The organism is Rothia sp. HMSC071C12, assembly GCF_001813895.1.
Classification (GTDB): Bacteria; Actinomycetota; Actinomycetes; order Actinomycetales; family Micrococcaceae; genus Rothia; species Rothia mucilaginosa.
Map to the genome: position 1 here is coordinate 1 of NZ_KV814374.1, position 26,663 is coordinate 26,663.

27 protein-coding genes are annotated in these 26,663 nt (G+C 60.4%); 10 read left to right on the forward strand and 17 right to left on the reverse strand.

The features are described from left to right. Window positions 1–563, forward strand: a 563-nt coding sequence (locus tag HMPREF2942_RS04940) for an LPXTG cell wall anchor domain-containing protein (RefSeq protein WP_141755595.1), incomplete at its 5' end; no start/stop codon positions are given. Window positions 564–713: 150 nt separating this feature from the next. Here the strand turns inward: HMPREF2942_RS04940 and HMPREF2942_RS04945 are convergent. Both HMPREF2942_RS04945 and HMPREF2942_RS04950 read right to left on the reverse strand, forming a co-directional pair. Further along, window positions 714–2,207, reverse strand: a complete 1,494-nt coding sequence (locus tag HMPREF2942_RS04945; RefSeq protein ID WP_070688546.1) for an amino acid permease — start codon at window positions 2,205–2,207, stop codon at window positions 714–716. Window positions 2,208–2,534: 327 nt separating this feature from the next. Further along, the gene (locus HMPREF2942_RS04950) at window positions 2,535–3,047 is read right to left on the reverse strand and encodes an OsmC family protein (RefSeq protein ID WP_210399426.1); all 513 of its coding nucleotides are present in this window, start codon (window positions 3,045–3,047) and stop codon (window positions 2,535–2,537) included. Window positions 3,048–3,270: 223 nt separating this feature from the next. On the opposite strand from HMPREF2942_RS04950, the gene HMPREF2942_RS04955 reads away from it, so the two are divergent. The 3 genes from HMPREF2942_RS04955 to HMPREF2942_RS04965 all read left to right on the forward strand — a co-directional run bounded on the left by HMPREF2942_RS04955 (window position 3,271) and on the right by HMPREF2942_RS04965 (window position 5,947). Continuing rightward, on the forward strand, window positions 3,271–4,101 hold the full coding sequence (locus tag HMPREF2942_RS04955) for an AzlC family ABC transporter permease (RefSeq protein ID WP_070688547.1): 831 nt from the start codon (window positions 3,271–3,273) through the stop codon (window positions 4,099–4,101). Between the two features lie 530 nt (window positions 4,102–4,631). Continuing rightward, entirely contained in the window at window positions 4,632–4,967 is a 336-nt protein-coding gene (locus HMPREF2942_RS04960) for a branched-chain amino acid transporter permease (RefSeq protein ID WP_005505182.1), read from the forward strand. Between the two features lie 11 nt (window positions 4,968–4,978). Further along, on the forward strand, window positions 4,979–5,947 hold the full coding sequence (locus HMPREF2942_RS04965) for an AzlC family ABC transporter permease (RefSeq protein ID WP_070688548.1): 969 nt from the start codon (window positions 4,979–4,981) through the stop codon (window positions 5,945–5,947). 244 nt (window positions 5,948–6,191) lie between these two features. On the opposite strand, the gene tpx is transcribed toward HMPREF2942_RS04965, so the two are convergent. Beyond that, window positions 6,192–6,692 carry a thiol peroxidase gene (gene tpx / locus HMPREF2942_RS04970; protein WP_070688549.1) on the reverse strand — a complete coding sequence of 167 codons (501 nt, stop codon included), beginning with the start codon at window positions 6,690–6,692 and terminating at the stop codon, window positions 6,192–6,194. Between the two features lie 278 nt (window positions 6,693–6,970). Here tpx and HMPREF2942_RS04975 point away from each other — a divergent pair, with 278 nt between their 5' ends. From HMPREF2942_RS04975 to HMPREF2942_RS04985, 3 genes are all read left to right on the forward strand, one after another. Continuing rightward, the gene (locus HMPREF2942_RS04975; protein ID WP_070688550.1) at window positions 6,971–7,735 is read left to right on the forward strand and encodes an LppP/LprE family lipoprotein; all 765 of its coding nucleotides are present in this window, start codon (window positions 6,971–6,973) and stop codon (window positions 7,733–7,735) included. Between the two features lie 453 nt (window positions 7,736–8,188). Continuing rightward, entirely contained in the window at window positions 8,189–8,581 is a 393-nt protein-coding gene (locus HMPREF2942_RS04980; RefSeq protein WP_049338133.1) for a DoxX family protein, read from the forward strand. A gap of 199 nt (window positions 8,582–8,780) precedes the next feature. After that, a complete protein-coding gene (locus HMPREF2942_RS04985; protein WP_044150247.1) occupies window positions 8,781–9,038 on the forward strand; it encodes a GlsB/YeaQ/YmgE family stress response membrane protein in 258 nt (85 codons plus the stop codon). 179 nt (window positions 9,039–9,217) lie between these two features. Here the strand turns inward: HMPREF2942_RS04985 and HMPREF2942_RS04990 are convergent, their stop codons facing one another. Then, window positions 9,218–9,586 (reverse strand): zinc ribbon domain-containing protein YjdM, encoded by a 369-nt coding sequence (locus HMPREF2942_RS04990; RefSeq protein ID WP_070688551.1) that lies wholly within the window; start codon window positions 9,584–9,586, stop codon window positions 9,218–9,220. A 340-nt stretch (window positions 9,587–9,926) separates the two neighbouring features. Here HMPREF2942_RS04990 and HMPREF2942_RS04995 point away from each other — a divergent pair, with 340 nt between their 5' ends. Then, window positions 9,927–10,139, forward strand: coding sequence for a TOBE domain-containing protein (locus HMPREF2942_RS04995; protein WP_044150246.1), 213 nt, complete (start codon window positions 9,927–9,929; stop codon window positions 10,137–10,139). 205 nt (window positions 10,140–10,344) lie between these two features. Here the strand turns inward: HMPREF2942_RS04995 and HMPREF2942_RS05000 are convergent, their stop codons facing one another. The 9 genes from HMPREF2942_RS05000 to HMPREF2942_RS05040 form a co-directional block, all read right to left on the reverse strand. Next, window positions 10,345–11,652: a nucleotide-binding domain-containing protein gene (locus tag HMPREF2942_RS05000; RefSeq protein ID WP_070688552.1), complete on the reverse strand. Its 1,308-nt coding sequence runs from the start codon at window positions 11,650–11,652 to the stop codon at window positions 10,345–10,347. After that, window positions 11,649–12,251, reverse strand: coding sequence for an SLATT domain-containing protein (locus HMPREF2942_RS05005; protein WP_070688553.1), 603 nt, complete (start codon window positions 12,249–12,251; stop codon window positions 11,649–11,651). The genes HMPREF2942_RS05000 and HMPREF2942_RS05005 overlap by 4 nt, the downstream gene beginning before the upstream one ends. Before the next feature lie 66 nt (window positions 12,252–12,317). Then, entirely contained in the window at window positions 12,318–13,403 is a 1,086-nt protein-coding gene (ychF, locus tag HMPREF2942_RS05010; protein ID WP_005505132.1) for a redox-regulated ATPase YchF, read from the reverse strand. Window positions 13,404–13,617: 214 nt separating this feature from the next. Next, a complete protein-coding gene (locus HMPREF2942_RS05015) occupies window positions 13,618–14,250 on the reverse strand; it encodes a response regulator transcription factor (protein ID WP_005508461.1) in 633 nt (210 codons plus the stop codon). 138 nt (window positions 14,251–14,388) lie between these two features. Beyond that, window positions 14,389–15,594, reverse strand: a complete 1,206-nt coding sequence (locus HMPREF2942_RS05020) for a sensor histidine kinase (protein WP_246824363.1) — start codon at window positions 15,592–15,594, stop codon at window positions 14,389–14,391. 197 nt (window positions 15,595–15,791) lie between these two features. Next, the gene (locus HMPREF2942_RS05025) at window positions 15,792–16,550 is read right to left on the reverse strand and encodes an ABC transporter permease (protein WP_070688555.1); all 759 of its coding nucleotides are present in this window, start codon (window positions 16,548–16,550) and stop codon (window positions 15,792–15,794) included. A 70-nt stretch (window positions 16,551–16,620) separates the two neighbouring features. Beyond that, the gene (locus tag HMPREF2942_RS05030) at window positions 16,621–17,574 is read right to left on the reverse strand and encodes an ABC transporter ATP-binding protein (protein WP_070688556.1); all 954 of its coding nucleotides are present in this window, start codon (window positions 17,572–17,574) and stop codon (window positions 16,621–16,623) included. Window positions 17,575–18,139: 565 nt separating this feature from the next. Continuing rightward, entirely contained in the window at window positions 18,140–19,225 is a 1,086-nt protein-coding gene (locus HMPREF2942_RS05035; protein WP_070688557.1) for a 4-hydroxy-3-methylbut-2-enyl diphosphate reductase, read from the reverse strand. Between the two features lie 27 nt (window positions 19,226–19,252). After that, window positions 19,253–20,461: a dehydrogenase gene (locus HMPREF2942_RS05040; RefSeq protein WP_070688558.1), complete on the reverse strand. Its 1,209-nt coding sequence runs from the start codon at window positions 20,459–20,461 to the stop codon at window positions 19,253–19,255. A 155-nt stretch (window positions 20,462–20,616) separates the two neighbouring features. On the opposite strand from HMPREF2942_RS05040, the gene xseA reads away from it, so the two are divergent. Both xseA and HMPREF2942_RS05050 read left to right on the forward strand, forming a co-directional pair. Then, window positions 20,617–21,918 carry an exodeoxyribonuclease VII large subunit gene (gene xseA, locus HMPREF2942_RS05045; protein WP_070688559.1) on the forward strand — a complete coding sequence of 434 codons (1,302 nt, stop codon included), beginning with the start codon at window positions 20,617–20,619 and terminating at the stop codon, window positions 21,916–21,918. Between the two features lie 66 nt (window positions 21,919–21,984). Further along, window positions 21,985–22,242 (forward strand): exodeoxyribonuclease VII small subunit, encoded by a 258-nt coding sequence (locus HMPREF2942_RS05050; protein ID WP_049346943.1) that lies wholly within the window; start codon window positions 21,985–21,987, stop codon window positions 22,240–22,242. 165 nt (window positions 22,243–22,407) lie between these two features. On the opposite strand, the gene HMPREF2942_RS05055 is transcribed toward HMPREF2942_RS05050, so the two are convergent. The 4 genes from HMPREF2942_RS05055 to HMPREF2942_RS05070 are packed head-to-tail and all read right to left on the reverse strand — an operon-like array spanning window position 22,408 to window position 26,596. After that, a complete protein-coding gene (locus tag HMPREF2942_RS05055; protein WP_005505099.1) occupies window positions 22,408–23,631 on the reverse strand; it encodes a pyridoxal phosphate-dependent aminotransferase in 1,224 nt (407 codons plus the stop codon). Between the two features lie 6 nt (window positions 23,632–23,637). Continuing rightward, entirely contained in the window at window positions 23,638–24,822 is a 1,185-nt protein-coding gene (locus HMPREF2942_RS05060) for a glycine betaine ABC transporter substrate-binding protein (RefSeq protein WP_070688560.1), read from the reverse strand. Continuing rightward, the gene (locus HMPREF2942_RS05065; RefSeq protein ID WP_005505097.1) at window positions 24,822–25,319 is read right to left on the reverse strand and encodes an NUDIX domain-containing protein; all 498 of its coding nucleotides are present in this window, start codon (window positions 25,317–25,319) and stop codon (window positions 24,822–24,824) included. Before HMPREF2942_RS05065 ends, HMPREF2942_RS05060 begins: the two co-directional genes overlap by 1 nt. Window positions 25,320–25,357: 38 nt before the next feature. Continuing rightward, a complete protein-coding gene (locus HMPREF2942_RS05070) occupies window positions 25,358–26,596 on the reverse strand; it encodes a LysR substrate-binding domain-containing protein (RefSeq protein WP_070593701.1) in 1,239 nt (412 codons plus the stop codon). Between the last annotated feature and the right edge of the window lie 67 nt (window positions 26,597–26,663).

The window sequence follows — 26,663 nt, forward strand, 5'->3', positions numbered from 1 at the left end:
CGGAAGCAACCATCGGTGTAAACCCGACCGACGCGCCGACCGTGGCACCCCTGCCCGAGGCAACCGTGGGTGTAAACCCGACCGATGCTCCCACCGTGGCACCCCTGCCCGAGGCAACCGTGGGCGTGAACCCCACCGATGCACCCACCGTGGCTCCCCTGCCGGAAGCAACCATCGGAGTAAACCCGACGGATGCACCGACCGTTCCTGCACTGCCGGAAGCAACCATCGGTGTAAACCCGACCGACGCACCGACGGTTCCTGCACTGCCGGAAGCACCGGTTGCCGATAAGACCCCCAACGCTGACAAGCTGGAGGACGCAACCGTGGCGCATCCCAAGAGCAAGCCCGCTCAGAGCAAGCCCGCTCAGGAGGCTTCGGTGACCGCCGCCCGCTCGGCTCAGGACACGCTGGCAAAGAACACCCCGGCAAAGGACAGCCCCAAGAAGGCTACCCTGGCGAACACCGGTGCATCCAGTGTTGGTGTGATTGTTGGCATTGGTGTTGCTGCAATCTGTGCTGGTCTTGGCTTGAGTGTTCTGCGCTCGCGCCGCCGCTCCTAAGAGCTGCTGGGCATACAGCCTAGCTTTCCCGTGCGGAATAAACTGCGGATAGCAAAGAGCCGCCGGCTCCCCCGTTATGGGGAACCGGCGGCTCTTCACGTATCAGCTCATTCAATCAGCTGACGCAGGCGTTATCAGCTGGCGTTCGCGTTACTTCGAAGCCTTAACCTCGATGCCGCTCACGTCAATCTGCTCCAGCGGAATGATGCGGTCACGAGTAACCACGCGGTGCACCAGCCAGACCGCAATAATCACGGGCAGACCAATGTAGGAGCTGAGCACGCCAGCCCAGTCACCGCTCAGGAACGCCTCGTAGTTCTGGCCACCAATTACGACCAGGCACATGAGGAAGGCGATAATCGGGCCCGCGGGGAAGAACGGCGCCACGTAGGGCAGGTCCTTCAGGCTGTTGCCCTGCTTCAGGTATGCGCGGCGGAAACGGTAGTGAGCCACGGCGATACCCACCCAGGTGATGAAGCCAGCCAGACCGGACACGTTCACCAGCCACAGGTACGCGCCGTCCGGCGAGAGCAGTGCGGCGATGAAGCCGACCGCGCCGATAGCTGCGGTTGCCAGCAGCGCGTTCATGGGCACGCCGCCGGAGTTGATGTGGGTGAACATCTTCGGTGCCTTACCCTCCTGGGCGAGCGCGAAGAGCATACGAGCCGAAACGTACAGGCCCGAGTTACCTGCAGAGAGCACTGCGGAGAGGATCACGGCGTTCATGATGGCGGCCGCGAAGGCGATGCCCGCACGCTCGAAGATGAGGGTGAACGGGGAGATGTTGATGTTACCGTCCGCTGCGGTGAGTAGGTTCGGGTCGGAGTAAGGAATCAGGAAGCCGATGACGACCATCGCACCGATGTAGAAGAGCATGATGCGCCAGAACACGCTGGTCAGCGCGCGGGGCACATCGCGGCGGGGGTTCTCAGATTCACCGGCAGCCACACCGATCATTTCGGTGCCCTGGAAGGAGAAGCCTGCCACCATGAAGATGGCGAGTACGGCGGGTGCGCCGCCGACGAAAGGTGCCTCACCGACGGTCCAGTTGGAGACGCCCGGGGAGCTACCACCCAGGATGCCGAAAATCATGGCGATACCGGCGATGAGGAAGACGACCACGGTGACGACCTTGATGGTGGCGAGCCAGAATTCGCTTTCACCGTAGGAGCGTGCCGAGAGGGCGTTGATTCCGGTCAGCAGCACGAGGAATCCTGCCGCCCACACCCAGGATGGGATGTCCGGGAACCAGTACCTCATCACCTCGCCGACGGCGACGAGTTCAGCGGCGACGGTAATCGCCCAGTTGAACCAGTAGTTCCAGCCCATGGCGAAGCCGAAGGACGGGGACACGTAGCGTGCCGCGTAGGTCTGGAATGCACCGGGGACGGGCAGGTGCGCAGCCATCTCGCCGAGGGACTGCATGAGGAAGAGCACCATGATGCCGATGAGGGCGTAGGCAAGGATTGCGCCGCCGGGGCCTGCGGTGGAGATGGTCTTACCGGAGGCGACGAAGAGGCCGGTGCCGATTGCGCCGCCAATTGCGATCATCTGCATGTGGCGGGCGGAGAGGCCTCGCTTCAGCTCACCCTCTGCGGGGGTGGCTTCCGATGCAGCGCCGGAAGTCTCTGTAGGCTGTGCCATGTCAGGTCTTCTTTCTGAGGCTATTGCTTCGTGCGTTTGCTAGCGGTCTAGTCTGGTGTCCAGTCTAGTCTTGCTGCGGGTGGTGCCGCCGAAGGTTTGTGCCTGGGTCAAGAAATTCTTCAATCATAAGGATTTCTTACGTACCGTAAGTTTTCCTAATCTGAGGGTCAATCCTACTCGCTTTTGAGGCTCTTTTCCACCCAAAACCACAAAAACACAGAAAAACCCTCCCGCACCGCTCATGCATAAGCGGTACGGGAGGGTTCAAATCCTGTTTACGGGGTGCCTCTAGCTTATCTACTTCGCCAGGCTTTAGCTCACCCGGCTTTAGTCAGCCAGGTTGTGGAACGAAACGTTCGTGGGGTGCTCCACGGTACGAGAAACGGTGCAGTCCTTCTGCTCGCTGAGCTGAATCAGACGGTCCACCATCTTCTGCGCCTTGGCACCCTGCTCATCGGCGGGGAATCGCACATCAAAGTCCACCTCAACGTCGTCGAGGCGCACCGCGCCGTCTTCGGTCTGCTTCAGCGCCGAGGCGAGCACCTCGAACACCTCGGGGGTGGAGCGGCGGGAGGTGCCCGCGTCCACGTCCACGGAGGAGCAGCCGGCAATCGCGGCGAGTAGCAGCTCGACGGGGGTCAGCAGGCCCTCGCCCACACCGAAGTCGAGGGTTGCGCCGTTGGCACCGTAGGCACGGTAGCGCAGTCGGTCGATGCGCTCAATCTTGGTCTGGCGGTAGTTGTCGAGTTCGCGGCGTTCCTGCTGGCGCGAGTACACCTTCTTCTGCTCTTCAGCAGTCTGCACACTGTTGTTCTGCTCAGCGTTGTTCTGTTCAGCCATTGAGGTTCCTTTCGGGTTGTCTGCACGGTCGCTAGGTTATTCAGCGCCGCGTTGTTTAGCGTCATTCACTATAAGCGTGTTTCTCATTATTTTATTCCCGGACTCTTTTTCTCGTCGGTCAACCGCTTGCTCCTATACACTGGAAAACCGCGGCGGAGCTTCGAAGTCCCTCACGCACACAGTAGATTTTTTGAAGAGCACAACAGGCACAAGGAACTCTTTTATGGCACAGACCCCCGGCGCTGAGCGTCCCGGCACTGAACGTACGAGGCGTCCCGGCACTGAGCGTACGAGCACGCAGAATGATTTCCGCTTGGCTGTTGCGGATTCTTCCGTGGTGATGCTCGGTATCGCTGTGCTGGGTTTGGGTTTGGGTATTATCCTCAATGCGCACGGTCTGCCGATCTGGACTGCGCCGCTGCTATCTGCCCTAGTTTTTGCCGGTTCGGTGGAGTTTTTGATGGTGGGTATGGTCAGTGGTGGCGCGCCCCTAGCGTCGATTGCGTTGACGGTGTTCCTGGTGAATGCGCGCCACCTGGTGTACGGTCTTTCCTACCCGTTGCACAATGTGAAGGGTTTCTGGGCTAAGGCTCTGGCGATTCACACTCTTTGCGATGAGGCGTTCGCGGTTAACTCCGGTCCCGACCGTCATGAGCGTTCGGGGGCGCGCATTCTGTGGGTGAACGTGCTGATTTACGTGTCGTGGGTTCTGAGCGTAATCCTCGGGTATGTGCTGGGCGCGAGTTTCCTCAGCAGTCTGAAGGGCATGGATTTCGTCATGGTGGCCATCTTCACGGTTCTTGCGATGGACGGCTACCGCGCCAACCCGGATCGTGTGACGGCGCTCTTTGTGGCGGTTTCGGCGGCGGTTGCGCTGATTTTTGTACCGTCCTCGTTCCTGGTGGTGACTCTGGGTTCGTATGTGGTGCTGCTGCTGGCGCGTTTCCCGGTGGCGAAGCGCCGCGGTACTCTGCCGCATCGTGCTGTGCATGAGGTAGCGGCTGAGGCTGAAAGCGCCGCTACCGCTGATGCGCCCGCTTCCACACAGCGATAAGAACGTTACATACGTGTTCGAAACCGGTTAGGATAGATGAGTGGAGCTTCGCTCTCCCCTCTTTCTATTTCTAGGATTACTAAAATGCCTCCCGCGCGAACCTGCACGGAGGCTCCCAGAGGTGAAGGTACCCCATGACTCAGATGAAAGACACCGCTAAGGAAACTAGCGACGCAGAACGCTGTGCCGCCCCGGAGTAACACCGCACCGGGAGCGGCATCACCCGAGGTCACGCACGAGAACTACTGACGCGCGCAACTACCCGCGCAGAACTATCTGCACAGAACTATCCACGCAGAAAACTCGTGTAGGAGGAACGACCCTCCGCCTCCATGTTTCGCGGCTTTCATCAACTCACGTACCTACCGCACTACTTAGCCCCCAGCCTCTTCTTCGGTTGGGCTCTCCCTACCCTTTTTCGCGGATGCTTTCACGGCTTCACCCGCGCGCCTCTTTCGGGGCCCTTCCGCTCTTTTCGGGGCACTTTTTCGGGGTCTTTCGCTGAGTATGTGCAGAAAGAGAAAATCTTCATGAACAGTGAAGTGACCACCGGCTATATTCTTGCCGCGATTCTTGTGGCTGCAGGTATTACGTTCCTGCTTCGTTTGCTTCCCTTCGGTCTGAAGAAGGCTCTGGCTGGCTCAGAACTTTTGGATGCGCTCAGCCACTGGATTCCGCTCGGCGCGGTTGCGCTGCTTGCCATCTATGCGGTGGCGAAGATTAATTATTCTTCCGTTGAAACGGCGGCACCGTACCTTGCGGGCCTGGTGGTGACCGTGGGTGCGCACCTGTGGCGTAAGAATATGGTGCTGAGCATGGTGGCGGGTACCGTCACCTGTGTTGTGCTGGCTAACTGGGTTTTCTAGGGGGGGGCACGATGAACATCTCTAAGAACTCTGTTTCTTCCGCTACTACTTCCCCTGCTGCTTCTTCTCAGCCCGCACCTCAGCAGGCGAGCCAACCCGCGCCCCATCAGGCTTCTCCCGAGCAGGTGGAGCAGGTCATTGCTTCTGCGCTTCCGCTAACCGGAATGATTCCCGTGGTGGAGGCTCCCGCCTCCCCCGATGCACAGGAGCCTCAGCAGCCGCGCGAGAGCGGCTTCGCCGAGGCGATGCGCGTTGCCGGTGTCATCATGCTGGGTCTGTTCTTTGTCGGTATTGGTCTGGGCGTGCTGGTGCACAGTTACGGCCTGCCGTTCTGGGTGGCTCCCCTGCTGCCGGTTCTGGTTTTTGCCGGTTCGGTGGAATTCGTGCTGATCGATATGATGTCGAGTCATGCGTCGCTGTTCTCTATTGCGGTGATGACTCTGCTCATTAATTCCCGCCACCTCATGTACGGCCTGTCCTACCCGATTGAGCGGGTGCGTGGTGGTTTGGCGAAGTTCTACACCGTGTACACCCTCATTGATGAGGCGTACGCGCTGAACACCGGACCGGACCGCCATAAGCTGCGTGGTTCCCGCATCCTGTGGATTCATGCGGGCCTGCACCTGAGCGTCTTAGCGAGCGCTACGCTCGGCTACGTGCTGGGTGCAAGTTTCTTGAGTGACCTCAAGGGCGTGGATTTTGTGATGACTGCGCTCTTTGCGGTGCTCGCTATCGATGCGTATCGCAGTTCTAAGGACCGCACGACTGCCGCTATTGCAGGTGTGTCTGCGGCGGTTGGTTTGTTGGTGGCGCCGCAGTCGATGCTGCTGATTTCGATGGTGGTGTACATTCTGCTGCTGGTGTCGCGTTTTGTGGTGGCTAAGCGCCGCGGCACCCTGCCGGAGCATATGCTGGTCGCGGACGAGGAGCCCGCCGAAACCTCCGACACTTCCGGCAAGCCCGGCGCCTCCACGCACTAAGTCTAAATCGCGCACTAAGTCTGGATATAGTAAAGCGCCCCGCCCACCCGAAATACCGGGTGGGCGGGGCGTTATGCTGTCGCCAGCCGCATGTGTGGTTGAACCCATGCGCTGTAGACGTTCAGTATCTGCTGTGCTGTGTACCGCCAAGTGTCCCTGACGGAAGTACTATGCGGGTGCCGGCGTTACGTCCGGCTCCCGTACTAAGCTTACTTGATAGCTACTAGTTGATAGCTATCAGGGCTTACTTGATAGCTGCCAGGGCTGCTTCGTAGTTGGGCTCGTTGGTGGTTTCGGGAACCAGCTCGGTGTAGACAACCTCACCGTCGGGGTTCACGACGACCACGGAGCGTGCCAGCAGACCAGCCAGGGGGCCGTCCACGAGCTTCACGCCGAAGTCCTCACCGAAGGAGGAGCGGAAAGCGGAGGAGGTCACGACGTTCTCAATGCCCTCGGCTGCGCAGAAGCGGCCGATTGCGAAGGGCAGGTCGTTGGAGACGCACAGCACGACGGTGTTCTCCAGGCCTGCAGCCTGCTTGTTGAAAGTGCGGACGCTGGTTGCGCAAACACTGGTGTCGACGGAGGGGAAGATGTTCAGCACCAGGTTCTTACCTGCGAAGTCTGCGGAGGAAATCTCGGAGAGATCAGCCGCGAGAACCGAGAATTCGGGCAGCTTTGCGCCGACTGCGGGCAGGTCGCCGTTGGTGTGGATTACGAGTTCGTTCTGTAGAGTTACTTCAGCCATGCCTTCATTGTCCCCCGGATAGGGCGGGTGTGCAAGGGGACACAGGCACTAGCGGGCAGAGTTTCCGCATAGCTGATTTTCTGCTACGTTGCTTCACTTCTTCTGGCCCTGCTGTAGCGGCTGTCTAGCGGTAATCCTGGTCTGTGACTCTACGGTAACGAACGGCACTGACTGCACGCACCGCGTGCTCGCCTCTTTTTCCCTATACTGGACGAGTTCACACTATTCACTTCTTGACCAGCACCGATGCGCGTTGCCGCGCATCTTCAGGAGTATTCATGTCTTCTAATCGCCGCCGTTTCACCGGCCGTACCGCTTTGGCTCTACCTGCGTTGGGCGCCGCTCTAGCTCTTGTTGTCACTTCCTGCTCGGCAAGCACTGATTCTGCTGTTTCGGGTACCGTGGTGTCTTCTTCTGGTAGCGCTTCTGCCTCCGCGAGCGCGACCTCCACTCAGGCACTGTTCCCGACCCCGTCGGCGAGCCCGAGCGCTACCCCGAGTGCTTCGTCGCCTGCTCCGATGCCGTCGGTGGTGACGATTACGGTTCATGCTGAGCCGACCGCATCCGAGTCGAAGTCGGATTCCAAGTCTGAGGCTAAGTCTGAGTCTAAGAAGGATTCCACCTGCGCGTCTGATTCTGCATCGACCGTGGTGTCTAAGGCTCTGCGCGAGCTGAAGAATAAGAGCAAGTGGGATCAGTGGACGAACGTTTCGCGCACGTACGAGGGTTACGACCCCTGTGCTGAGCTGTCGTGGATTGACGCGATTCCGGGTTCTTCCCCGTCTGATTGCTGCATCTCCTCGATGGCGCACCACATTCTGCTGTTCCACCGCGGCAAGTTCATTGGTACCGCAACCTATGAGCCGTACTCGTTCTCTCCGGTGATTACCCGTACCTCGGACAGCTCGATTAGCGTGACCTACCGTTATATGAAGGAAGACGAGAAGGTACACAACGCGAGCGGTCGCACGACCGCTGAGTTCAGCTGGAGCTCTTCGCAGAATAAGGTTGTGATGACCGGTGAGGTTCCGCCGAGCGAATAGCCGGTTCACCTTATAGGCTACGTGTTTGATGCCCAAGAAGTTGGGCATACGAGAAACCCGCCGTCTCGCATATGGTGCATATGTGAGACGGCGGGTTTTCCGTTGCTTAAGGATATGTAGAGTGCCCGAGGGCTAGCTATTTAGGCAACGAACTTCTTGTAACCGAAGTATGCGGCGCCTGCCAGGATAGCGATGAACAGAATCTTCTTCATGATGTACTCCTTTGATTGTTCTGAAGGGCACCCGGTGTTTTACTCCGTCTGGCGACTCACCTGAAGGTGAGGGCAGGCGGGGTGTCATCCGCACGTGGTGCCGTTGCTCCCTATCTTACCTGCTTTTGAACAACGTTTTCTGTTTGACGTGCCAAGTCCGCATTTTAGACAGTCAAACACTCAGCGGTTCAGCGCATCGTTGAGGCGGGGAATATGCCTCTGACGGGCGCATAATGGGAGCATGAGTATTTTTAAGAAGAAAGAGTACAGCGCTGAGCGCTCGGCTACTCGCATGGCTCGCGCCCTCGCTGTGATGGGTGCGTTGCACTTCATCATCCCGGATCCCTTTGACTCGATTGTGCCGAAGTACCTGCCGGGCCCTCCCCACGCGTACACTCACGCTTCGGGTGTAGCTGAGCTGGGCACCGCTGCCCTGCTGGCTAATGACAAGACCCGCCGTGCCGGTGGCCTGCTTGCGGCTCTGCTGTTTGTTGCGGTGTTCCCCGCGAACATTCAGATGGCTCTGGATGCACGTAACCAGTCCACTCAGCGTAAGGCTATTGCGTACGGTCGTCTGCCCCTGCAGTTGCCGATGATTTGTAGCGCTCTGAAGATTTGGCGTAAGTCGAAGTAGTCAATACATTCACCATTCGATACATTCGACACTCATCTCATTGACGAGAAAAGCACCTTAGCGTTTTAGAGATAAAACACTAAGGTGCTTTTAGCTTAATAAAAGCTCATATAAGCTCTTCTTATATCATATTTACGTATAATTGAAAACAACATACTATCTGCCACAGTGGCAGATATATAAACCCAAGGAGATTACAATGGGTACTTTTATTGGCACCATTATTACCGGCGCAATTATTGGTGCACTTGCACGCTTCTTTATGCGAGGCCGCCAGAACATTTCGATTCTTTGGACCATTATCTGCGGTGCTGTCGGCGCAGCAATCGGTACCTGGGCAGCGACCCAGCTGGGTGTTGCAGACACTAGCGGCATTGACTGGATTCGCTGGATTATCTCAATTATTGCTGCAATGCTGACCATTTCCCTGTACATGGGATTGACCGGTAAAAAGTAAAGAAATATTCGTCAATTTTCTTTTAAAACCTAAGCAATTTTTATAAAGCATAAGGCGGCACCTCCCCTAGCGTGAGCTAGTGCGGGAGGTGCCGCCTTTTCTGCGCCTCGCAGGAGGCATTACGTCTTCTTGGCTTATATCGCCTTGGCTTATATCGCCTTGGCTTATGCCTTCTTCGCTTATGCCTTCTTGACGACGGAGGACTTCAGGTACATCTGGCCTGCGCCGGGGACCTTCGCCTCAATGTCGTGGCCGTTGACGGGGGATTCGAGCAGGCGGATGCCGCGCACCTTGGTGCCTGCCTTGATGTCTGCGCCGCCCTTGACCTTCAGGCCCTTGACGATGGTGACGGAGTCGCCGTCGACGAGCTCGTTACCGACGGAGTCGAGAACCTTGGCGCCTGCTTCTTCTTCGGTTTCATCTGCTGCGGTGCGTTCCCATTCGTGGCCGCACATGGGGCATGCCCAGAGCTCGCCCATTTCGTAGGTGTAGTTTTCGCTACATTCGGGGCAGGCGGGTGCTTCGATTTCGTTGAGATTTTCGCTCATGGTTCCTTCTTCGATCTGTGCGGATGGGCCGCTCCCCTACGGTGTGTGGCTGCGGCGTGTGGGCGCGCGTCAGCCAGGCAAGGGGTGCGACGGTGGTGGGGTGCGAGGGTTCTCGCGTTCGTGCTGACTATACCATTTGGCGGGTGTGAACCGCATGTGCGGGGCTGGTTTTTGCCGGTCTTTTGGGGTGGGTGCGGGGCGTGGGTGAAACCGAAAATAAAATTTGCCTGGTTTGTGCGTAATATTTACGAAAATTCGGGTTTTTGCTCATTATGCAGAAGATAAGGCGTGTAAAGTATCTAGAGCATTTGTACGTTTATTGAGTGAAAGGCACGGCTTCATGAAGCTTTCTGCACGTAACCAGTTCGCTGGCAAGGTTGTTGAGATCACCGAGGGTGCAACCAACGGCATCGTTAAGATTGAGATCGCTCCCGAGGTTATTATCTCCGCGTCCATCACCAACGAGTCCATTAAGGAACTGGGCCTGAAGGTTGGCGAGACCGCTTACGCAGTCATCAAGGCTTCCAACGTTATGGTTGGTGCTGACCACTAATCCCGGTCGATAAGGCTTATACCCGGGCGGCTGCCTTTTGTGGCGCGCGAGGGTTAATAGGGCGGAGCCCCGCACTGTACATTCACAGTGCGGGGCTCCGCTTTTATGTTTGTATCGCTTAGACGTTGAAGCGGAACTCCACCTAGTTCTCACGTCAAATGAGACTACTCACAGACTACACCATTCAGAGGGCTTAACAGACGGCTTACGAGGAGGAAGAACGGGTACTCGTACTGCTGATGGGAACGTCGATGCGATCCCGTGCCACGACGATGCCATCTTTGACGATGTAGCACTCCACAAGGTGCTCCCCTGGGAAGTCCGACCGCTCGTCCCGCACACCGGATACTGTGGAGTCGACGATCTGACCGCGGATGCTGTTGCGTCGCTCCGCCTCCGGACCACGGTTAAGGACCTTCCACTTCACTTTGTATGGCTGTGGAACAGAGCACTCGACCACCATGAAGCGCAACTTCTTATCGACCTTCAGCCACGTCCCAGTGCGCAACATCTCTCGCAGTTTCATCGGTCGCCAACCGTCCTGAGTCACTCTGCAATCGATCGAGACAGTTTCCGAGATGTCAACCGGGTAGCGGTCCTCGACGAACTCCTCAGTGTTCTTGAACAACCGCACATCGTTCGGGCTCTTCGCTCGCGGGACGAATGTACCGAATACTTCGCGCCAGATGGAATTTGCCATAGACTTGCCCTCGGCTTCTATAGCCCCAACACAGCGGTTGTAGGCCTTCTTCGCCTTGGGTTGGAACTTGGCCTTCACGTAGACGCGCTGATGGCTGCCAAGGGCCAAGTAGTAGTCCTTTTCCGGCTCGTTCTTGAGGAACTCGAAGAAGTCGCGAGCCATCCGATCAAATGAGCCGCTACCCGCTGCGTCGAACTCGTGCGTTTGCTCGAAGAAGTGGTAGACCAGCGTGTCGATGAGGAGGCCCCCCATGACCACCCCGTTGGCGTTCTTCCATGCGCGGGCCATACGCGCGAGGTGACGCATGTTGGCGGAGGTGCGGTCGACGCTCTCACGGATAGCTTGAATCTCGTCGCGGGGCTTAGTGGTCTTCCAGCTCTTGGACTTTGTATCAGGGTAGGAGAAGCTGCCGTCTGTATTCTCGAACGCTGGTTGGACATCGAATTTGAAGGCATTGGCCGCAAACTGCACGCGAACTACGCACTGATCGACCCGGATATCTGTTTTCGGGTACCGAGCCTTCAGATCGTCGCGGACTCGTTCAAGCATGCGACGAGGCCCACTATCTCCTGTGTAGTCCTCACGAATACCTGTCGGCAGAATATAAATCATGTCGAGGTCAGAGACACCCTTGATCGCCGTGTGCCGACCAAAGGATCCAACCATGAGATTGTAGTCGCTACAGCCATCCTTCTTGCGGAAATCTTTGTTGAGTGCCTTGGCGATCTCATCACGTCGGCTGGCGATCACAGAGGCTGTGTCGCCCACCTTAAGAGCGCTCAGCAACCCATCGAACATCTCTGCCGTTTTCATAGTTGCCCTTCCTCCCCACCGAGACGGAGCGCTTCGGGGAGGAACAGGTCGATTTCACGAGTCGTAAACGTCATTTCCTCATTGTTCTTCAGTCCGTCCTGCGCGCGTACGAAGGCTTTGCCTGAGGTGCGCGGGGCTGCGGAGTATACATCTCGCGCGAGGCTCTGCAGTTCGTCGCGGCGCTTCCGCGCGTCTATGTCTGCTATCTGGCCCGACATCATGTCGGCAATCAGAGAGATGTATGACTCCCGGACATCCCAGAGATTCGAAGCTACGTCACGATGGGCTGCCGAGGTTTCATCGAACTTGAAAGTCTTCGCACCAAGGCTCATCCAGCTGACCAGAAGCGCACAGAAGGAAGTGACGATGCTGGTCAAAGTTGAGTTGCCGAACAGACCAAAGACGAGAGTCAGAAATGTTCCTGAGCTAACTGCAGACAGAGCAATCAAAATTCCCTGCTGCCACTGATACCTCGAGAAGCTGATGTCTGCTTGCTTCTCATGGATCTTATGGCTATAGACCACCCGACCGAACGACTCCCGAACTTGCGCAAGAAGCCTCTGATCGCACTCAGGACCATGTGAAGCATGATTCTTCAAGGTACCCCCCTACTCCAAGTTCGTACTCGCCCTAGCGCCCGTGCTCTCTTCGTTCACTTCTTCCTCCTAGACGTTGAAGCGGAACTCCACCACGTCGCCGTCCTGCATGATGTAGTCCTTGCCCTCCATACGGACCTTACCGCGAGCCTTCGCCTCCGCCATGGAGCCAGCCTCGTCCAGGTCCTTGAAAGACACCACCTCAGCCTTAATGAAGCCGCGCTCAAAATCAGAGTGAATCACGCCAGCAGCCTGCGGCGCAGTATCACCCTTATAAATAGTCCAGGCGCGAGCCTCCTTCGGGCCAGCAGTCAGGTAAGTCTGCAAACCCAGGGTCGAGAAGCCCACACGAGCCAGCTGGTCCAAGCCGGACTCATCCTGACCGTTCATCTCCAGCATCTCGCGAGCCTCCTCCTCAGACAGCTCCACCAGATCAGCCTCCAGCTTCGCATCCAAGAACACAGCCTCAGCCGGCGCCACCATGTCACGCAGCTCCTGCTGCTTCTCCTCAGACGCCAGAATGCCCTCATCCGCGTTGAACACGTAAATGAACGGCTTAGCAGTCAGCAGGTTCAGCTCCTTCAAATGAGCCAGCTCCAGCTTCGCGTCCTTCGCACGAGAAATGATGGTGTCACCATCCTCCAGGATCTTCTGCGCAGCCTTATAAGTCTCCAGCTGAGCGGCGTCACCCTTCTTAATCTTCACAGCCTTCTCCAGACGCGGAATAGCGTTCTCCAAAGTCTGCAGGTCAGCCAGAATCAGCTCAGTGTTAATGGTCTCCATATCGGAGGCGGGGTCGACCTTGCCGTCCACGTGGATGACGTCCGGGTCATCAAACGCACGCACCACCTGGGCGATAGCGTGCGCCTCACGAATGTTCGCGAGGAACTTGTTACCCAGACCCTCACCCTCAGAAGCGCCCTTCACAATACCCGCAATATCAACGAACGAAACAGTCGCAGGCAGAATACGCTCCGAACCAAAAATCTCAGCCAGACGGTTCAGACGCGCATCCGGCAGGTTCACCACGCCCACGTTCGGGTCGATAGTCGCGAACGGGTAGTTAGCCGCCAGCACGGTGTTGCCAGTCAGAGCGTTGAACAGGGTGGACTTGCCCACGTTAGGCAGGCCAACAATGCCGATAGTTAGAGCCACAAGTTTTCCTTCGAATCATGTGCCGCCGTACGTTCAGGACGCGCCGCGTACGTGATGCGGCGGGTGCGGGCGGGCACAGGGCGAAAATGGTGCCCGCTTCCAAGCGCGGCACCGTCGGTCTCAGGAAGAAACGGGTGCGGGGCGCCTGCGGGCATAGACACTACCATTCTACCGTGTTCGGGCAGGAGCCGCCCGGGTTGATGAGAGCAGGGGGCTAAAGCCAGCCGTTCTCCGTGGCGATACGCACCGCGTCCTGACGCGTCGACGCACCCGTCTTCGCCATCGCCGCCGACAAATAATTACGCACCGTACCCGCCGACAAAAACAACGCCGACGCAATCTGCTGAGCCGTACCACCCGACGCCGCCTCACGCAGCACCTGCGCCTCACGCTCCGTCAACGGAGAAGCACCCGTCACCAAAGAATCCGCCGCCAATGACGGATCCACCACACGCAACCCCGCATGCACACGACGAATCGCCTCCGCCAACTGGCGAGCACCCGTATCCTTCACCACGAAACCACTCGCACCAGCCTCCAGGGCGCGGCGCACATAGCCCGGGCGGCCAAACGTCGTCACAATCAGCGTGCGCACCGGCTCACCCGACTCACTCACCGCACCTGCATCACGCAGCGCCGCAGCCGCCTCAATACCATCAGCCAGCAAAGTACCGGGCATCTGCACATCCAACAGCACCACGTCCGGCTTCAACAGGGCGACAGCGCCCAGCACCTCATCACCACTACCGACCTGACCCACAATCTGCAGGTCAACCTCCAGCCCCAGCAGAGCGGCAAGAGCCTCACGGATGAGCTGCTGATCGTCAGCGAGCAGAACACGAATCATGGGAGCCTCCCAGGGCTGAAGACAGGGTGATAACGGCGGGCGGAACAACCGCGTGAGGTTGTCTACCACCACCATACAGGGGCGGGTAGCTCCCCCGTCCAGGGCGCGACGCCAAGTTCCACAATCTGCAGAATCTACCTACAGCAGTGAGGTGTCACCGTCCATGCTCACACGGATGCGCGTACCCACCCCACCGCCAGGGTTCTCCGCCAGCCACTGCTCGGGCGCCGCCTCAATCACCACGCTACCGCCGGACGCCGCCACACGCTGAGCCATACCCGTCAGGCCGTTACCGCGGGCATCGCCCACACCCACACCGTTATCGAGGATGTCCAGACCGGTTGCGCTCAGACGCACCCGCGCCGCGTTCGCACCCGAATGGCGCACCATATTCGTGACCGCCTCACGCAGAACCCAAGAGAACAGCTTCGCGTTCACACCAGCCACCGCGAGCGCACTCTGAGCATCCGGCAGTTCGGCGCGAATGCCGGCGGTCTGCAGGGCACGTCCCGCCCCCTCAATCTCGCCCGAGAAGTCGGGCACGCGCAGGCGCGTCACGGTTGAGCGAACCTCCGCCAGGGATGCGCGGGACAGCTGCGCGATTGCCTCCATCTCGGCGCCGGCGCGGGCGGGGTCAATCTCCAGCAGGCGCTGCGCCAGCTCCGCTTTGAGGGTGATGACGGTCAGGGAGTGGCCGAGCACGTCGTGCACGTCGCGGGCGATCTCTTCACGTTCCTCGGAGAGCGCCAGGGAGGCACGCGCCACGTCCGCGCGTTCGCCCAGCTCAATCAGGTAGGAGAAGCCCAGAAGACCCAGCAGCGGCGCGCCGATAAAGAGAGCAATGCCTCCGTGAGAGGAGAAATCGAAACCGCTCACAGTAACGAATGTCAACCAGCAGATTGCGCCCATCGACGCCGCGACGGTCAGTCGCAGACGGTACGGGGCAATCGTGCCAAAAATCCAGAACGCCACAAAGTACATGCCGAAGCCCAGCAGAATTACGTGTATGTCACTCGGGGTCAACACCGCCATACCTACCAACGGCAGAATCATCAGTGCCGTCCAGATGACGCTTCGACGCACCGTGGAGGCGACCGGCACCAGCCACGGCACCGCGTACGCCGAGCAGTTCACCACCGCGAACAGCACAATCAGCGCCACGCCGGTCCAACGCACCGACGCCAGTTCCGGGGCGGTGAGGAAGCTGTCCAGCGGCATGAGCAGGAACACCAGCCACGGGGCGCTGAAGCCCAACGCCAGCCAGTTCACGCTGCCGCGGCGTTCGCGGTAGAGGAAGCGGAAGCGGTTCTTGCCCAGGGTGCGCTTCGCAGCGGAGGGTGCCACCTCGTTCCCTGTGCGAATTTGGTCGGTGTTGTGCGGGTGGGTGTGGGTTTCGGTCATGGTTCTAGCCTAACGTGAGAATACCGCGGGTGCAGATACCACCGGTGCGGCGGCTTCAACGGGTACAGCGTGGGTTCGGTGCGAGTGGATACGGCTTCCGCCGCAGCCTCGGGATTTGAGGCTGCGGCGGGAAGAAGCATTTAGCGGCGGGTTGCGCGGCGCATCAGCAGGGCAGAAACACCCAGGAAGATAGCCGCCCACACGATGAGGCTCACCACGGCGTACCAGAGCGGCTCGGTCACGAGCCAGTCCGCACCACCCGAGATAATGGTCTGACCTGCGCTGAAGGGGTAGCGGGCAATCTCAGCGGCACCGTACAGCGGGGTGAAGCGGGCGTACTTCAGCAGGTCGGTGCTCAGCGGGGAGAACACGGTACCGAAGAAGCTCATAATCACCAGCAGACCGTTCGCAATGGACACGGCGTTCTCGTTACGAATCAGCAGGCCCATCATGATGCCGTAGAAGGCGAACACCAGACCGCACAGCACCGTCAGCGCGCCAGCGGCAAGCTGCTGGTTCACCGGGATCTCAACGCCGGTAAACATGCCCACAATGTTCACCGCAATCACCGGCACCGCAGAAATCACCAGGGCGGTCAGCGACTTCGCGCCCAGGTACTTGCCGGTGGTCAGCGGGGTGAGCGCCAGCTGGCGGTTCCAGCCGCTGGAAAGCTCAGCGACGGTGCTGCCGCTAATCGCCACAGTGTTCTGAACCGCACCGTAGAGCGCCATGCCAATCATGACGTACGCCGCTACGTTGCCGTCACCCATCGGCTGGGAGGAGTAATCCTGCATCGCGCCAAAGAGCAGGAAGAAGACGATGGGCAGTGCCACGCCGAAGAAGAAACGGTCGGTCGAGAGAATAGAAGCGCGGATGTCGTAGAGTGCGTAGCGGAGCATGATATTTTCCTTGAGGTGTGTAACGGCGGCGTAGCGTTTAGATGGTGTGGTGTTTAGGCAGTCTGAATGTTTAGGCGTCGGATGCCTTGGAGGCGGCGGCCTGCTCGGTCAGCAGGGTGAAGGACTCGTCCAGGGAGGGCTTGGTGACCTCCAGGTCGCTGATGCTGTAGTTGTTCAGCAGAGTGCGCAGTACCTGCTCAATCTCCAGCACGGAGATGCGGTGGCGGTACCCGCCGGACTCTTCGGTCACCTCGACCGGCACATCCAGGTCGGTGATGGGTGCGGGTGCGAGGAAGGAAAGGTGGCGGTGGCCGGTCAGGGCGCGAATCTCGTCGGAGGAGCCGTCAGCGATGATGGAGCCGGATTCCATGAGCACGATGCGCTGGGCGAAGTTCTGTGCTTCTTCCAGGTAGTGCGTCGCAAAAAGAATGGTCGTTCCTCGTTCTGCGATGGCTTCCATACGTTCCCAGAAGGTGCGGCGCGCATTCACGTCCATGCCGGCGGTCGGCTCGTCCAGGATCAGCAGTTCCGGCGAGTGCATGGTCGCCAGGGCGTAACGCAGACGCTGCTGCTGACCGCCCGAGCACTTACCGACCTTACGCTTAGCGATATCGGTCAGGTCAGCGCCGGCGAGCACCTCATCCACGTCAATGGGCTTGGGGTACAGCGCCGCAATCATCTCGACCGTGGCGCGGATCGTCAGGTCCTTGAGCAGGCCACCGGTCTGCTGAACCGCACCGAGCAGACCGGCGCGTGCCGCCTCGGAGGCGTTGCGACCGAAGACGCTCAACTCGCCGCCGCTGGGCTGGGTCAGGCCAAGAATCATGTCGATGAGGGTGGTCTTGCCTGCACCGTTGGGGCCGAGCAGTGCGATGATTTCGCCGCGCTTGACGGTCAGGTCAATCGAGTCGACGGCGACCACTGTGCCTGCCGCACGGGTGGAGAAAACCTGGCGGAGGGAGCGGGCGGAAATAACGGTTTCTGCGGTGTTGTGCTTGCTGTTCTGAAGTGCTGCGGTGTTCATGTTTCTATTACACCTCCGGTTTTCGCGCCGCTGCGGTACAGAGTGTCATGAGCTGCCCATGACAAATGTCATGAGTTGAGGATATGCGAGCGTCGCGGCCCGTTACGCGAAGCGGGGGCTCCGTCCTCAAGGCGCCTGTATCAATCGTTGTTGGGGCGCCGCAGAGGGGGCACACCCCCAGCAGCGGAGCCGGTTACGCGAAGCGGGGGCTCCGTCCTCAAGGCGCCCCAGCGCCGCAGAGGGGGCACTCCCCCGCGAGCGGAAACCGGCGCGTACCGCCATCCCAAGCCGTGCATCCCAATGCATCCTCAGGCACGAAAAACCCCGCGTAGCGAGACCACGAAGCAGCGGAGGCGGTCACGCGGAGCGGGGGCTCCGTCCTCAAGGCGCCCAGCGCCGCAGAGGGGGCACTCCCCCGCGTAGCGTGAACGCGAAGCTGCACAAAGGCGAAGCTGCACAAGAACCCCTACCCATGCATCCCGCACATCAGATACAAAAATCCCCGTATCCGCCCCACTACGGGGAAGATACGGGGATTATTCGCAGTATTTGGGCTATCTAGCCTTTATCGAGTGGGCTTAGCGCCGCGGCCACCGAGCTGGCGGCCCACGTTCTCGTCATTCTTCAGGGCGGAACGCAGTTCCTTCGGCAGGGAGAAGAGAATGTCTTCCTTCGCGGTCTCTACCTCTTCGATGGTGTTGTAGCCGTACTCGGCGAGCAGAGCCAGCACCTCCTGAACCAGAACCTCGGGCACGGACGCGCCGGAGGTCAGGCCCACGGTTGCTACACCCTCGAACCAGGATTCGTCGACCTGGTGTGCGAAGTCCACACGCTCGGCACGATTAGCGCCGTATTCGAGGGCTACTTCCTTCAGGCGCACGGAGTTCGAGGAGTTCGCGGAACCCACCACGATGACCAGGTCGGCGCGCGGAGCGATCTCCTTGATAGCGCCCTGGCGGTTCGAGGTTGCGTAGCAGATATCGTCCGAAGGCGGATCCTGCAGCGAGGGGAAACGCTCACGCAGACGCGCCACGGTCTCCAGGGTCTCATCCACGGACAGGGTGGTCTGAGAAATCCAGACGACCTTCTCCGGGTTGCGGACGGTCACCTGATCCACCTCGTCGGGCGAGTTCACGATCTGGATGTGGTCGGGCGCCTCACCGGCGGTACCCTCGACCTCTTCGTGGCCGGTGTGGCCGATGAGCAGGATGTCGTAGTCCTGCTTGGCGAAGCGTACAGCCTCGCGGTGCACCTTGTTCACCAGCGGGCAGGTCGCGTCAATGGTGTTCAGGGAGCGGTCGCCGGCTGCGGAAACCACCGCCGGGGACACGCCGTGCGCCGAGAACACGGTCACGGAACCTTCGGGGACTTCGTCCACTTCATCAACGAAGATAGCGCCCTGCTTCTCCAGGGTCTCCACCACGTGGCGGTTGTGCACAATCTGCTTGCGCACGTAGACGGGCGCGCCGTAGTGCTCCAGTGCCTTCTCAACAGCAATCACGGCACGGTCGACGCCCGCGCAGTAACCGCGCGGGGTGGCGAGCAGGACTTTCTTCTCACCGGTGACGGGTGCGGCGGCTTCAACGTCGGCGCGGCTGCGGCGCTCGCGGGGTACGGGCGGCAGGCCCAGGGCAATAGTTTCAGTGGACATGGTTACTATCCTACGTTGTTCGGACTTTTAGTGTGTGATGACTGTGGCACCGCTCGCAGGGCTACGTCCCAGGGCGATGAGGCGAATCAGAATACCGAGCAGCAGGGCGAGGATCGCCATGACCAGCCCGTAGCTTGCCGCCGCCTGCAAGTGCCCGGTCAGTGACGGTGCAAGCTGGTTCCATACCCCGGTAATCAGCGCCGTTCCGGCGGTGCTGTGGCTGGTAATTCCCAGAGATTCAGGGCTCTGGCCGCCAAACCAGGCTGCGGCGCCCCAGCCCAGCAGGGCGTAGAGCAGAGCCGTGACCACCGGCACCAGGATGCGGTGCCTGGGTGCCAGCAACGTAGCCAGCAGCAGGCTCAGCACCGAGATGATGGTCAGCGGCACGGTGGATTTGCCCAGCGCGGCGGCACGGTTAATGCCGGCGTGCAGGTACCACTCCTGCTGCTCCTGCTGGTTGTTGCCGTCCTTCAACCGGTCAATGTTGAGGGTTTCAGGGCCGAGCTTCGTCAGGTCCGGGTCGAAGGAGCCGATAGAGCCGACCTTCGCATCCAGCGCACGGTAGAAGGGGGTGAGCACAATGACGGCGGGGCCGTCCTGGTGTTCGAGGTTGTAGCGGCGAGTTTCCTCGGCTATTTCCTTCCAGAGGCTTCGATATTCTTCAGTTTTTGACAGCTCAGCCGCGGAACGGTTGAGCAGGGAACGTATGCCGTCTTGTGTCGGCTTTACAAGAATGGAGTATAAGCCGCTTTGTTTGGTGCCGTCGAGGAAGGTTGTCATAGCTTCGGAGTTCATGAGGTCTTCGACCGCACCGTCCGCGATGCGCGAGGCGAGCTGCGAATCCTCCGCCAGGGTGGAGGAAATCTGCGAGAAACCGCGCTCTGACATGAGCTTAGAGTTCACCCAGGCACCCGTGGTTGCACCCAGTCCGGTCACCAGGGCCAGGGCGCACAGCACAACGGTCAGGAACCTCCGCAGACCTGCCGCGAAGGGAGGCTCTGGGGCGGCCTGCAGTTCAGCCTTGGTGGGGGCAGTGGCGTGGCCGAGCGTGCGCGTGGGCTGTAGCAGGGTGGTGTCTTCATCCGCCGTATAGTAGCCGTCCGTGCGGGTAATCCGGGTGTCGACGACTCGGGTCGCGTCCGCCGGGTAGTTTTGCGCGCCAGTACCCGCCGCTGACGAAGCCGCGGCGGTGTTGAGGGCGTTGTTCTGATGTGCTGACTGATCGGGTGAGCGCATGAGCCTAGGGTACCCGCTCACAGTGTTCAAAGCCGATTCAGACCCGCAGAATGCGCCAGAAGCTAAGTTCTGCCTGCACTGCGTGCAAGCTACCCGAGTCGCCAGGCTGACCTGTGCGCAGGCGCATAACCGACCAATCAGGGACAATAGAAGGTATGAACTTCTACAACCCCTCCGTAGCGCAGCCGGCACCCGCACTGGTGGTGCCGCCCGTGCACGAGCGGCAGCTTCCCGGGAAGTCTCAGGAAACCACCGCCACCAACCCCTGGCCCCTCGCCCTGCTCGCGCAGAACCTCAAAAACTACGTAGACAAGGTTCCCGAGCTCTGGGTGGAGGCGCAGGTCGCCTCCCTCAACGGCCGCGGCGGCAACGTCTTCATGGAGCTCAAAGACCTCAACGAAGACTTCTCCTTCACCCTCGCGCTCTTCGGGCGTGCCGGTAGCGGCCTGGCGGCTGATGTGACCGTAGGCGCTCGCATCGTCACCCGCGCCAAGCCGAGCCTGTGGAAGAACGGCAAGCTCTCCCTCATCGGCAAGGAAGTGTACGCGGTCGGCACCGGCAACCTGCACGAGCAGCTGCAGCGTCTACGTGAAGCTCTCGCCGCTGAGGGGCTGTTCTCTGACGCGCGGAAGAAGCCGCTGCCCATGCTGCCGAATCGTGTGGGTCTGATTACCGGTCGCGATTCTGACGCGGAGAAGGACGTTATCCGCAACGCCTCCCTGCGCTGGCCCGGCGTGGTCTTCGAGGTGCGCAATACCCGCGTGCAGGGTGAAGGCGCGGCGGCTGAGGTCATTGCCGCGCTCGCCGAACTGGACGCCCACCCGGAGGTGGACGTCATCGTCATCGCCCGAGGCGGCGGCTCCTTCGAAGACCTGCTGCCCTTCTCTGAGGAGGCGCTCATCCGCGCCGTCGCGGCGGCGGCCACCCCGGTAGTCTCGGCAATCGGTCACGAGGCAGACTCCCCCATCCTCGATGCGGTCGCCGACCTGCGCGCCTCCACCCCCACCGATGCGGGTAAGCGCATTGTGCCCGACATTTCCGAGGAAACCGCCCGCATCACCGAGGCCCGCGCCCGCCTGGACCGCGCGGTACTCGGCTACGTGGGCATGCAGATGAACTACATTGCCCAGCTGCGGAGCCGCCCGGTGCTCACCCACCCGGAGTCCTCCCTGCTCATGCGTGTGGAGGAGCTGAGCCAGCTGCGCGAGCGCGCTCACCGTTCGGTGCAGCACCGCTTGGAGCGTGAGTCGGCGACTCTGTCGCATACGTTGGCGCGGGTGCGTTCGCTATCTCCCGCGCAGACGCTCAACCGCGGCTACTCCATCGTTCAGGATGCCGCGGGCGCTATTGTGCGTGACGCTTCGGCGCTGAGTGAGGGCGAGCAGATTACGGTGCGTGCGGCGACCGGTTCGGCGCAGGCAACCGTGACTTCTACGGATCCCTCAAACATCTCCTAAACATCGATACCCCTACGTTTTACCTCTAGTTTTTATCCCTAGGTTTTACCTCTGAAAGGTTCCTCAATGAGCGAGAACATTAGCTTCAACAGCGCCGAGTTGGGCGCACCCGTCGAAACCCTCGGCTACGAGCAGGCGCGTGCCGAGCTGGAGCAGGTCGTGCGCCAGCTGGAGTCCGGCGCCAGTGACCTGGAGACCTCTATCGCCCTGTGGGAGCGTGGCGAGGCGCTTGCCGCCCGTTGCGAGGCGTGGCTGCAGGGCGCGCAGGAGCGCCTGAACGCGGCACGCGGCGCACAGGCTGGTCAGGAGCTTGCAGCGAACTAGCACGCCTCTTTCTCTCCCCTCCTCCCCCCCCCCCGGCGTGTTGCTCCGTCCTCTGGCGTAGCGCGCATCCGCGAAGCCGCTAAAAATAGCCTGCCCCGCAGCTCATCAGAACTGCGGGGCAGGCTATTTGCGTCTGTCACAAAGCAGAGGAGAGCATAATGCTCGCTAGTGCTTCTGCTTGTAGTCAGCCATGAAGTTACCCAGGCGCTCCAGGGCGCTGGTGAGGGTCTGCGTATCGGGCAGGAACACCAGACGGAAGTGATCCGGGTCCTTCCAATTGAACGCGCGGCCGTGGCTGAAGAGAATCTTCTGGCTCTTGAGCAGGTCCAGGGCGAACTGTTCATCGTCGGTAATGTCGAAGCGCTCAACATCAATCTTCGGGAACAGGTAGAGCGCGCCGTCCGCGCTGGTGCAGCTGATGCCGTCAATCTCGTTAAGCATCTTGTGCGCCAGGGTGCGCTGCTCGTACAGGCGGCCGCCGGGAACAATCAGCTCGTTAATGGACTGGTAGCCGCCGAGCGCGGTCTGGATTGCGTGCTGCGCCGGAACGTTGGAGCACAGGCGCATGGAGGCAAGCAGGTGAATGCCCTCAAGGTAGCTTGCGGCGTCCTTCTTCGGGCCGGTGATTGCGACCCAGCCTGCACGGTAACCACAGACGCGGTACGCCTTGGACAGGCCGGAGAAGGTCAGGCAGAGCACGTCGTCGCCGGTGAGGGTTGCCATGTTGATGGCCTCTGCACCATCGTAGGTAATCTTTTCGTAAATCTCATCAGAGAACACGACCAGACCGTGTTCGCGTGCCACATCCACAATCTGCTTAAGCACGGAACGCGGGTAGACGGAACCGGTGGGGTTGTTCGGGTTAATAACCACGATGCCCTTGGTGCGCTCGGTAATCTTCGACTTAATGTCTTCGATGTCCGGGTACCAGTTGTTTTCCTCATCGCAGAGGTAGTGCACGGGCTTGCCGCCTACCAGCGCGGTGGCTGCGGTCCACAGCGGGTAGTCGGGCATGGGGACGAGGATTTCGTCGCCGGTCTCGCACAGTGCCTGCAAGGTCATCGGGATCAGCTCAGACACACCGTTACCCAAGTAGATAGACTCGGTGTCGAGGTTCATGATGCCGCGGTTCTGGTAGTGGTGCACAATGGCGGTACGTGCCGAGTAGAGACCGCGGGAATCAGAGTAGCCCTGAGTTTCGGGCAGGTGACGAATGATATCCATCATGATGGCATCCGGCGCCTCAAAGCCGAAGGGCGCGGGGTTACCAATGTTCAGCTTGAGGATGCGGTGGCCCATCGCTTCCATGCGATTGGCTTCATCCAGAATAGGGCCGCGGATGTCGTACAGGACGTTGCTCAACTTTGAGGACTGACGGTACTTCGTCATGATGATTTACTTTCTAGGGTGATCCAAAATGAATTGTGCTGCGTCATCATCTGCGATGGGGTTGGAACCGCTAGTCAGACGCAACAGGAACGAGAGGTTACCCGTGTCTAATGTAGATGATACGCGGTTAATTGCCGTCCGGGCGCTATCTGGCAGGGTACGGCGGATAATGGGCACCAGTTGCTGCTGCAAAAGCGCCGTCGAGGGGTCTTCCAGGGTGACCAGGCGATTCTCTTCAATCGCGGAGTCGCTGCTGTGCAGCAGGGTCACCTGCACGGTGTCTGCGGTGAGGGCGTTGACGCGCTCGGCGGGGTCGTCCTGAATCTTCGGGTCGTGCACACGGTAACGGTAGAGGCTACGCAAAGAATCCACGCCGTAGGTGCCGCTGGAGTACCCGGTCGGGATGGAGAACACCAGGGAAGACTGCACATCGCGCAGGTTCGCGAGGGAGTTGAGCTTGTGGCGGGCGCTCACGGCGCGGGTAGTGACCAGCACATCCTTGTTGGTGGCGCTAGCACCGTTGAGAAGCATGAGCTCTTCGGGCAGGATGCGCGAGATGGCGTTGGTCATGTCGGTGGTGCTCATGGCGCGCAGGTTGATGGGGTCTGCGGAGCGGGTGGAGCTTGCGGTGGGGCTCGCGGTGCCGTCCGTAGCATGCGCGGAGGCGGTGCTCTCCTCCGCGGTGGGGGTAGCTGCCGGGGGCAGGGTCACGCCTGCCGCTTGAGCGGAGGCGCTCACGGAGGCGGCGATGCGTTCGTTATGGGCGGCGGCGGGGCTGATTTTGCCGTCGTCGGTCAGGTAGAGCAGTAGGTCGCCGCTGTAGTCGATGACCAGGTCCAACGCTTCAGGGGCGGCGGCAGTGGTGCTACCGGTTTCCTCATCGTCGGGCAGAGTAGCGGTAGGGGTGGCGGAGTTAGCCGAAGGAACCATGAGCCCGCGCAGGGCGGTAGCGCGGCTGTTGTCGGTGTCAACAAGTTCAACGGAGTAGCCAATCTGTCGCAGGGCGCGCGCGTACACGTGCGCTACGGCGCGCATTTCACGCAGAGCACCGTAGCCGATGCGCAGAGTGCCGTAGCTGGACGCGGAAGGGTCCACCTGCGGGGTTGCGTCATTATTCCCGCAAGCGGCAAGTAGCGGCATGAGCGCCAGGGAGGTGAGCGCCGCACGGCGGGTGAGGATCAGTCGGTTCATTAGGGAAGCTTCCGTGCGTTTTCGTCGGCAAGAAATTCGCGGTATTCGCGTGCCCAGCTGGCGGCGTTGGAGTAGCCCATCATGGAGGCGACCTCGTCGATGAGGGTGCCGTAGCGGATGGTGTCCAGCTCAGCGATGGGTACCCAGCGTGCCGTGTCGGAGGAGCCGTTGATTTCGTGGCGCAGTTCGCCGGTGACAATGTGGGCACGGAAAACCACCCGCAGGGCGCAGAAGGGTAGCGCTTGCGGGTCTTTCTGGGTGGAACGCACGGGGAAGTGTCCGGCGTGCACGCCCAGAATGTCTTCAATGGCGACGCTGTAGCCGGTCTCTTCGAGGGTCTCTCGCAGCGCGGTTTCGTCGGCCTGTTCGCCGGGTTCCATGCCGCCGCCGGGCAGGGACCAGAGGGGGCTGAGTGCGCGGTCTTCGGGCACCCAGCGGGTCATGAGCAGCTTGCCCTGCTCAATGATCACTGCGTAGGCTGCGGGTCGGGTTTCCATTGCTAATGCCATGGTTTGATTTTACCGTCTATCGTTCGTTAGCGTTTCTTGCCGCGGCGTGCGCTGGCGGCTTTGGCGGACTGTCGAGCGTGCTGGCGCGCGTTACCGTTTTTCTTGGCGTTGGCGCGCTTTTTATCGCGTGCTTCGCGGCGGGCGTTGGCGGCTCGTGCCTTCGCTTTTTCCTTTGCCTTTTCGGCGGCGATACGTTCGGCGCGTGCCTGTCGGGTTTCGCTACCGCGCTCACTAGTTGCGGTGCGGCCACGCACAATACCGATGAAGTCCTGCAGGAGCGCTTCGAGCTCTTCGCTACGCGGCTCGCCCTTGGGGGCACGCGGCCACACCAGGTGCACCGGGTAGAGGTCCAGGCCCGCAACGGGGCGGTAGGTGAGGTCCTTGCGGTGGTAGAAACGCGCAATGGACATGGGCACAATGTACAGGCCCACACCGGCGGCAACCAGCTCGATGGTTTCCTTATCGGTCAGACCTTCGGGCACGATACGACCGGCACTCTCACGCCATGCACGGGAGACTTCCTCATAGGCGGGAATATCGGAGGCGGGCTGCAGCAGGAACTCTTCGGCAAGCTCCTCCACGGGCACCTCATCAAGCACGGTGAGCACGTGGTCCACAGGCAGAATGACCACGGGCAGCTCCTCGTAGAGGCGGATGCTGTGGTACTTCTCGCCGTCGGTGCTTGCCGGTTCGCGGTCGGGGCGCACAATGCTCATGTGTGCGAAGGGGTTCTCGGGTACGTCCTTACGCTCAATGGGGGCGTGCTCGGTAGCCTCAGCGCTAACCTCGGCGGGCGCCTCGGAGACAGCAGCACCCTCTTCTGCAGCCTCAGCGGCGGATTCAACGGAGGATACAGTAGCGGACCCAGCAGCGGGGTTAGCGGCGGGATCAATCAGGCACAGGTCCTGATGCAGGGAGTCCAGGCCGCGCGCCTCACGCACGGGCACCTCCGCCAGCTGCACGCGGTCGCCGTAACGCTCGTGCCAGCGGTTGAACCACTTGCCGGGCATAATCGCGGGCACGTAGCTAATGCGCAGCATAGAACGCTGGAGCACGGGGATGGGCAGAGCCTCCGGGGTCTGGATCATCGCCAGCTGCTCGGGATGCAGGTACACGCGGGCGGGGGCCTCGGTGGGCGCTTCGCTTTCTACCTGGTCGGTAGCGTTTTCGGGCGCGCTCTGCTCGGGGTCGATTGCGGTGAGGGCAGAGTCGTTGACGGGCTGCTCTTCGGGGGTGCCTGCGGTGGAGGATGCGGATGAACTCATCCCTCCACGCTAGCACATCTTGGGCGGGGGCATTGAGGGTAGGTGAGTGGCCTCAACCCGGCGAGAT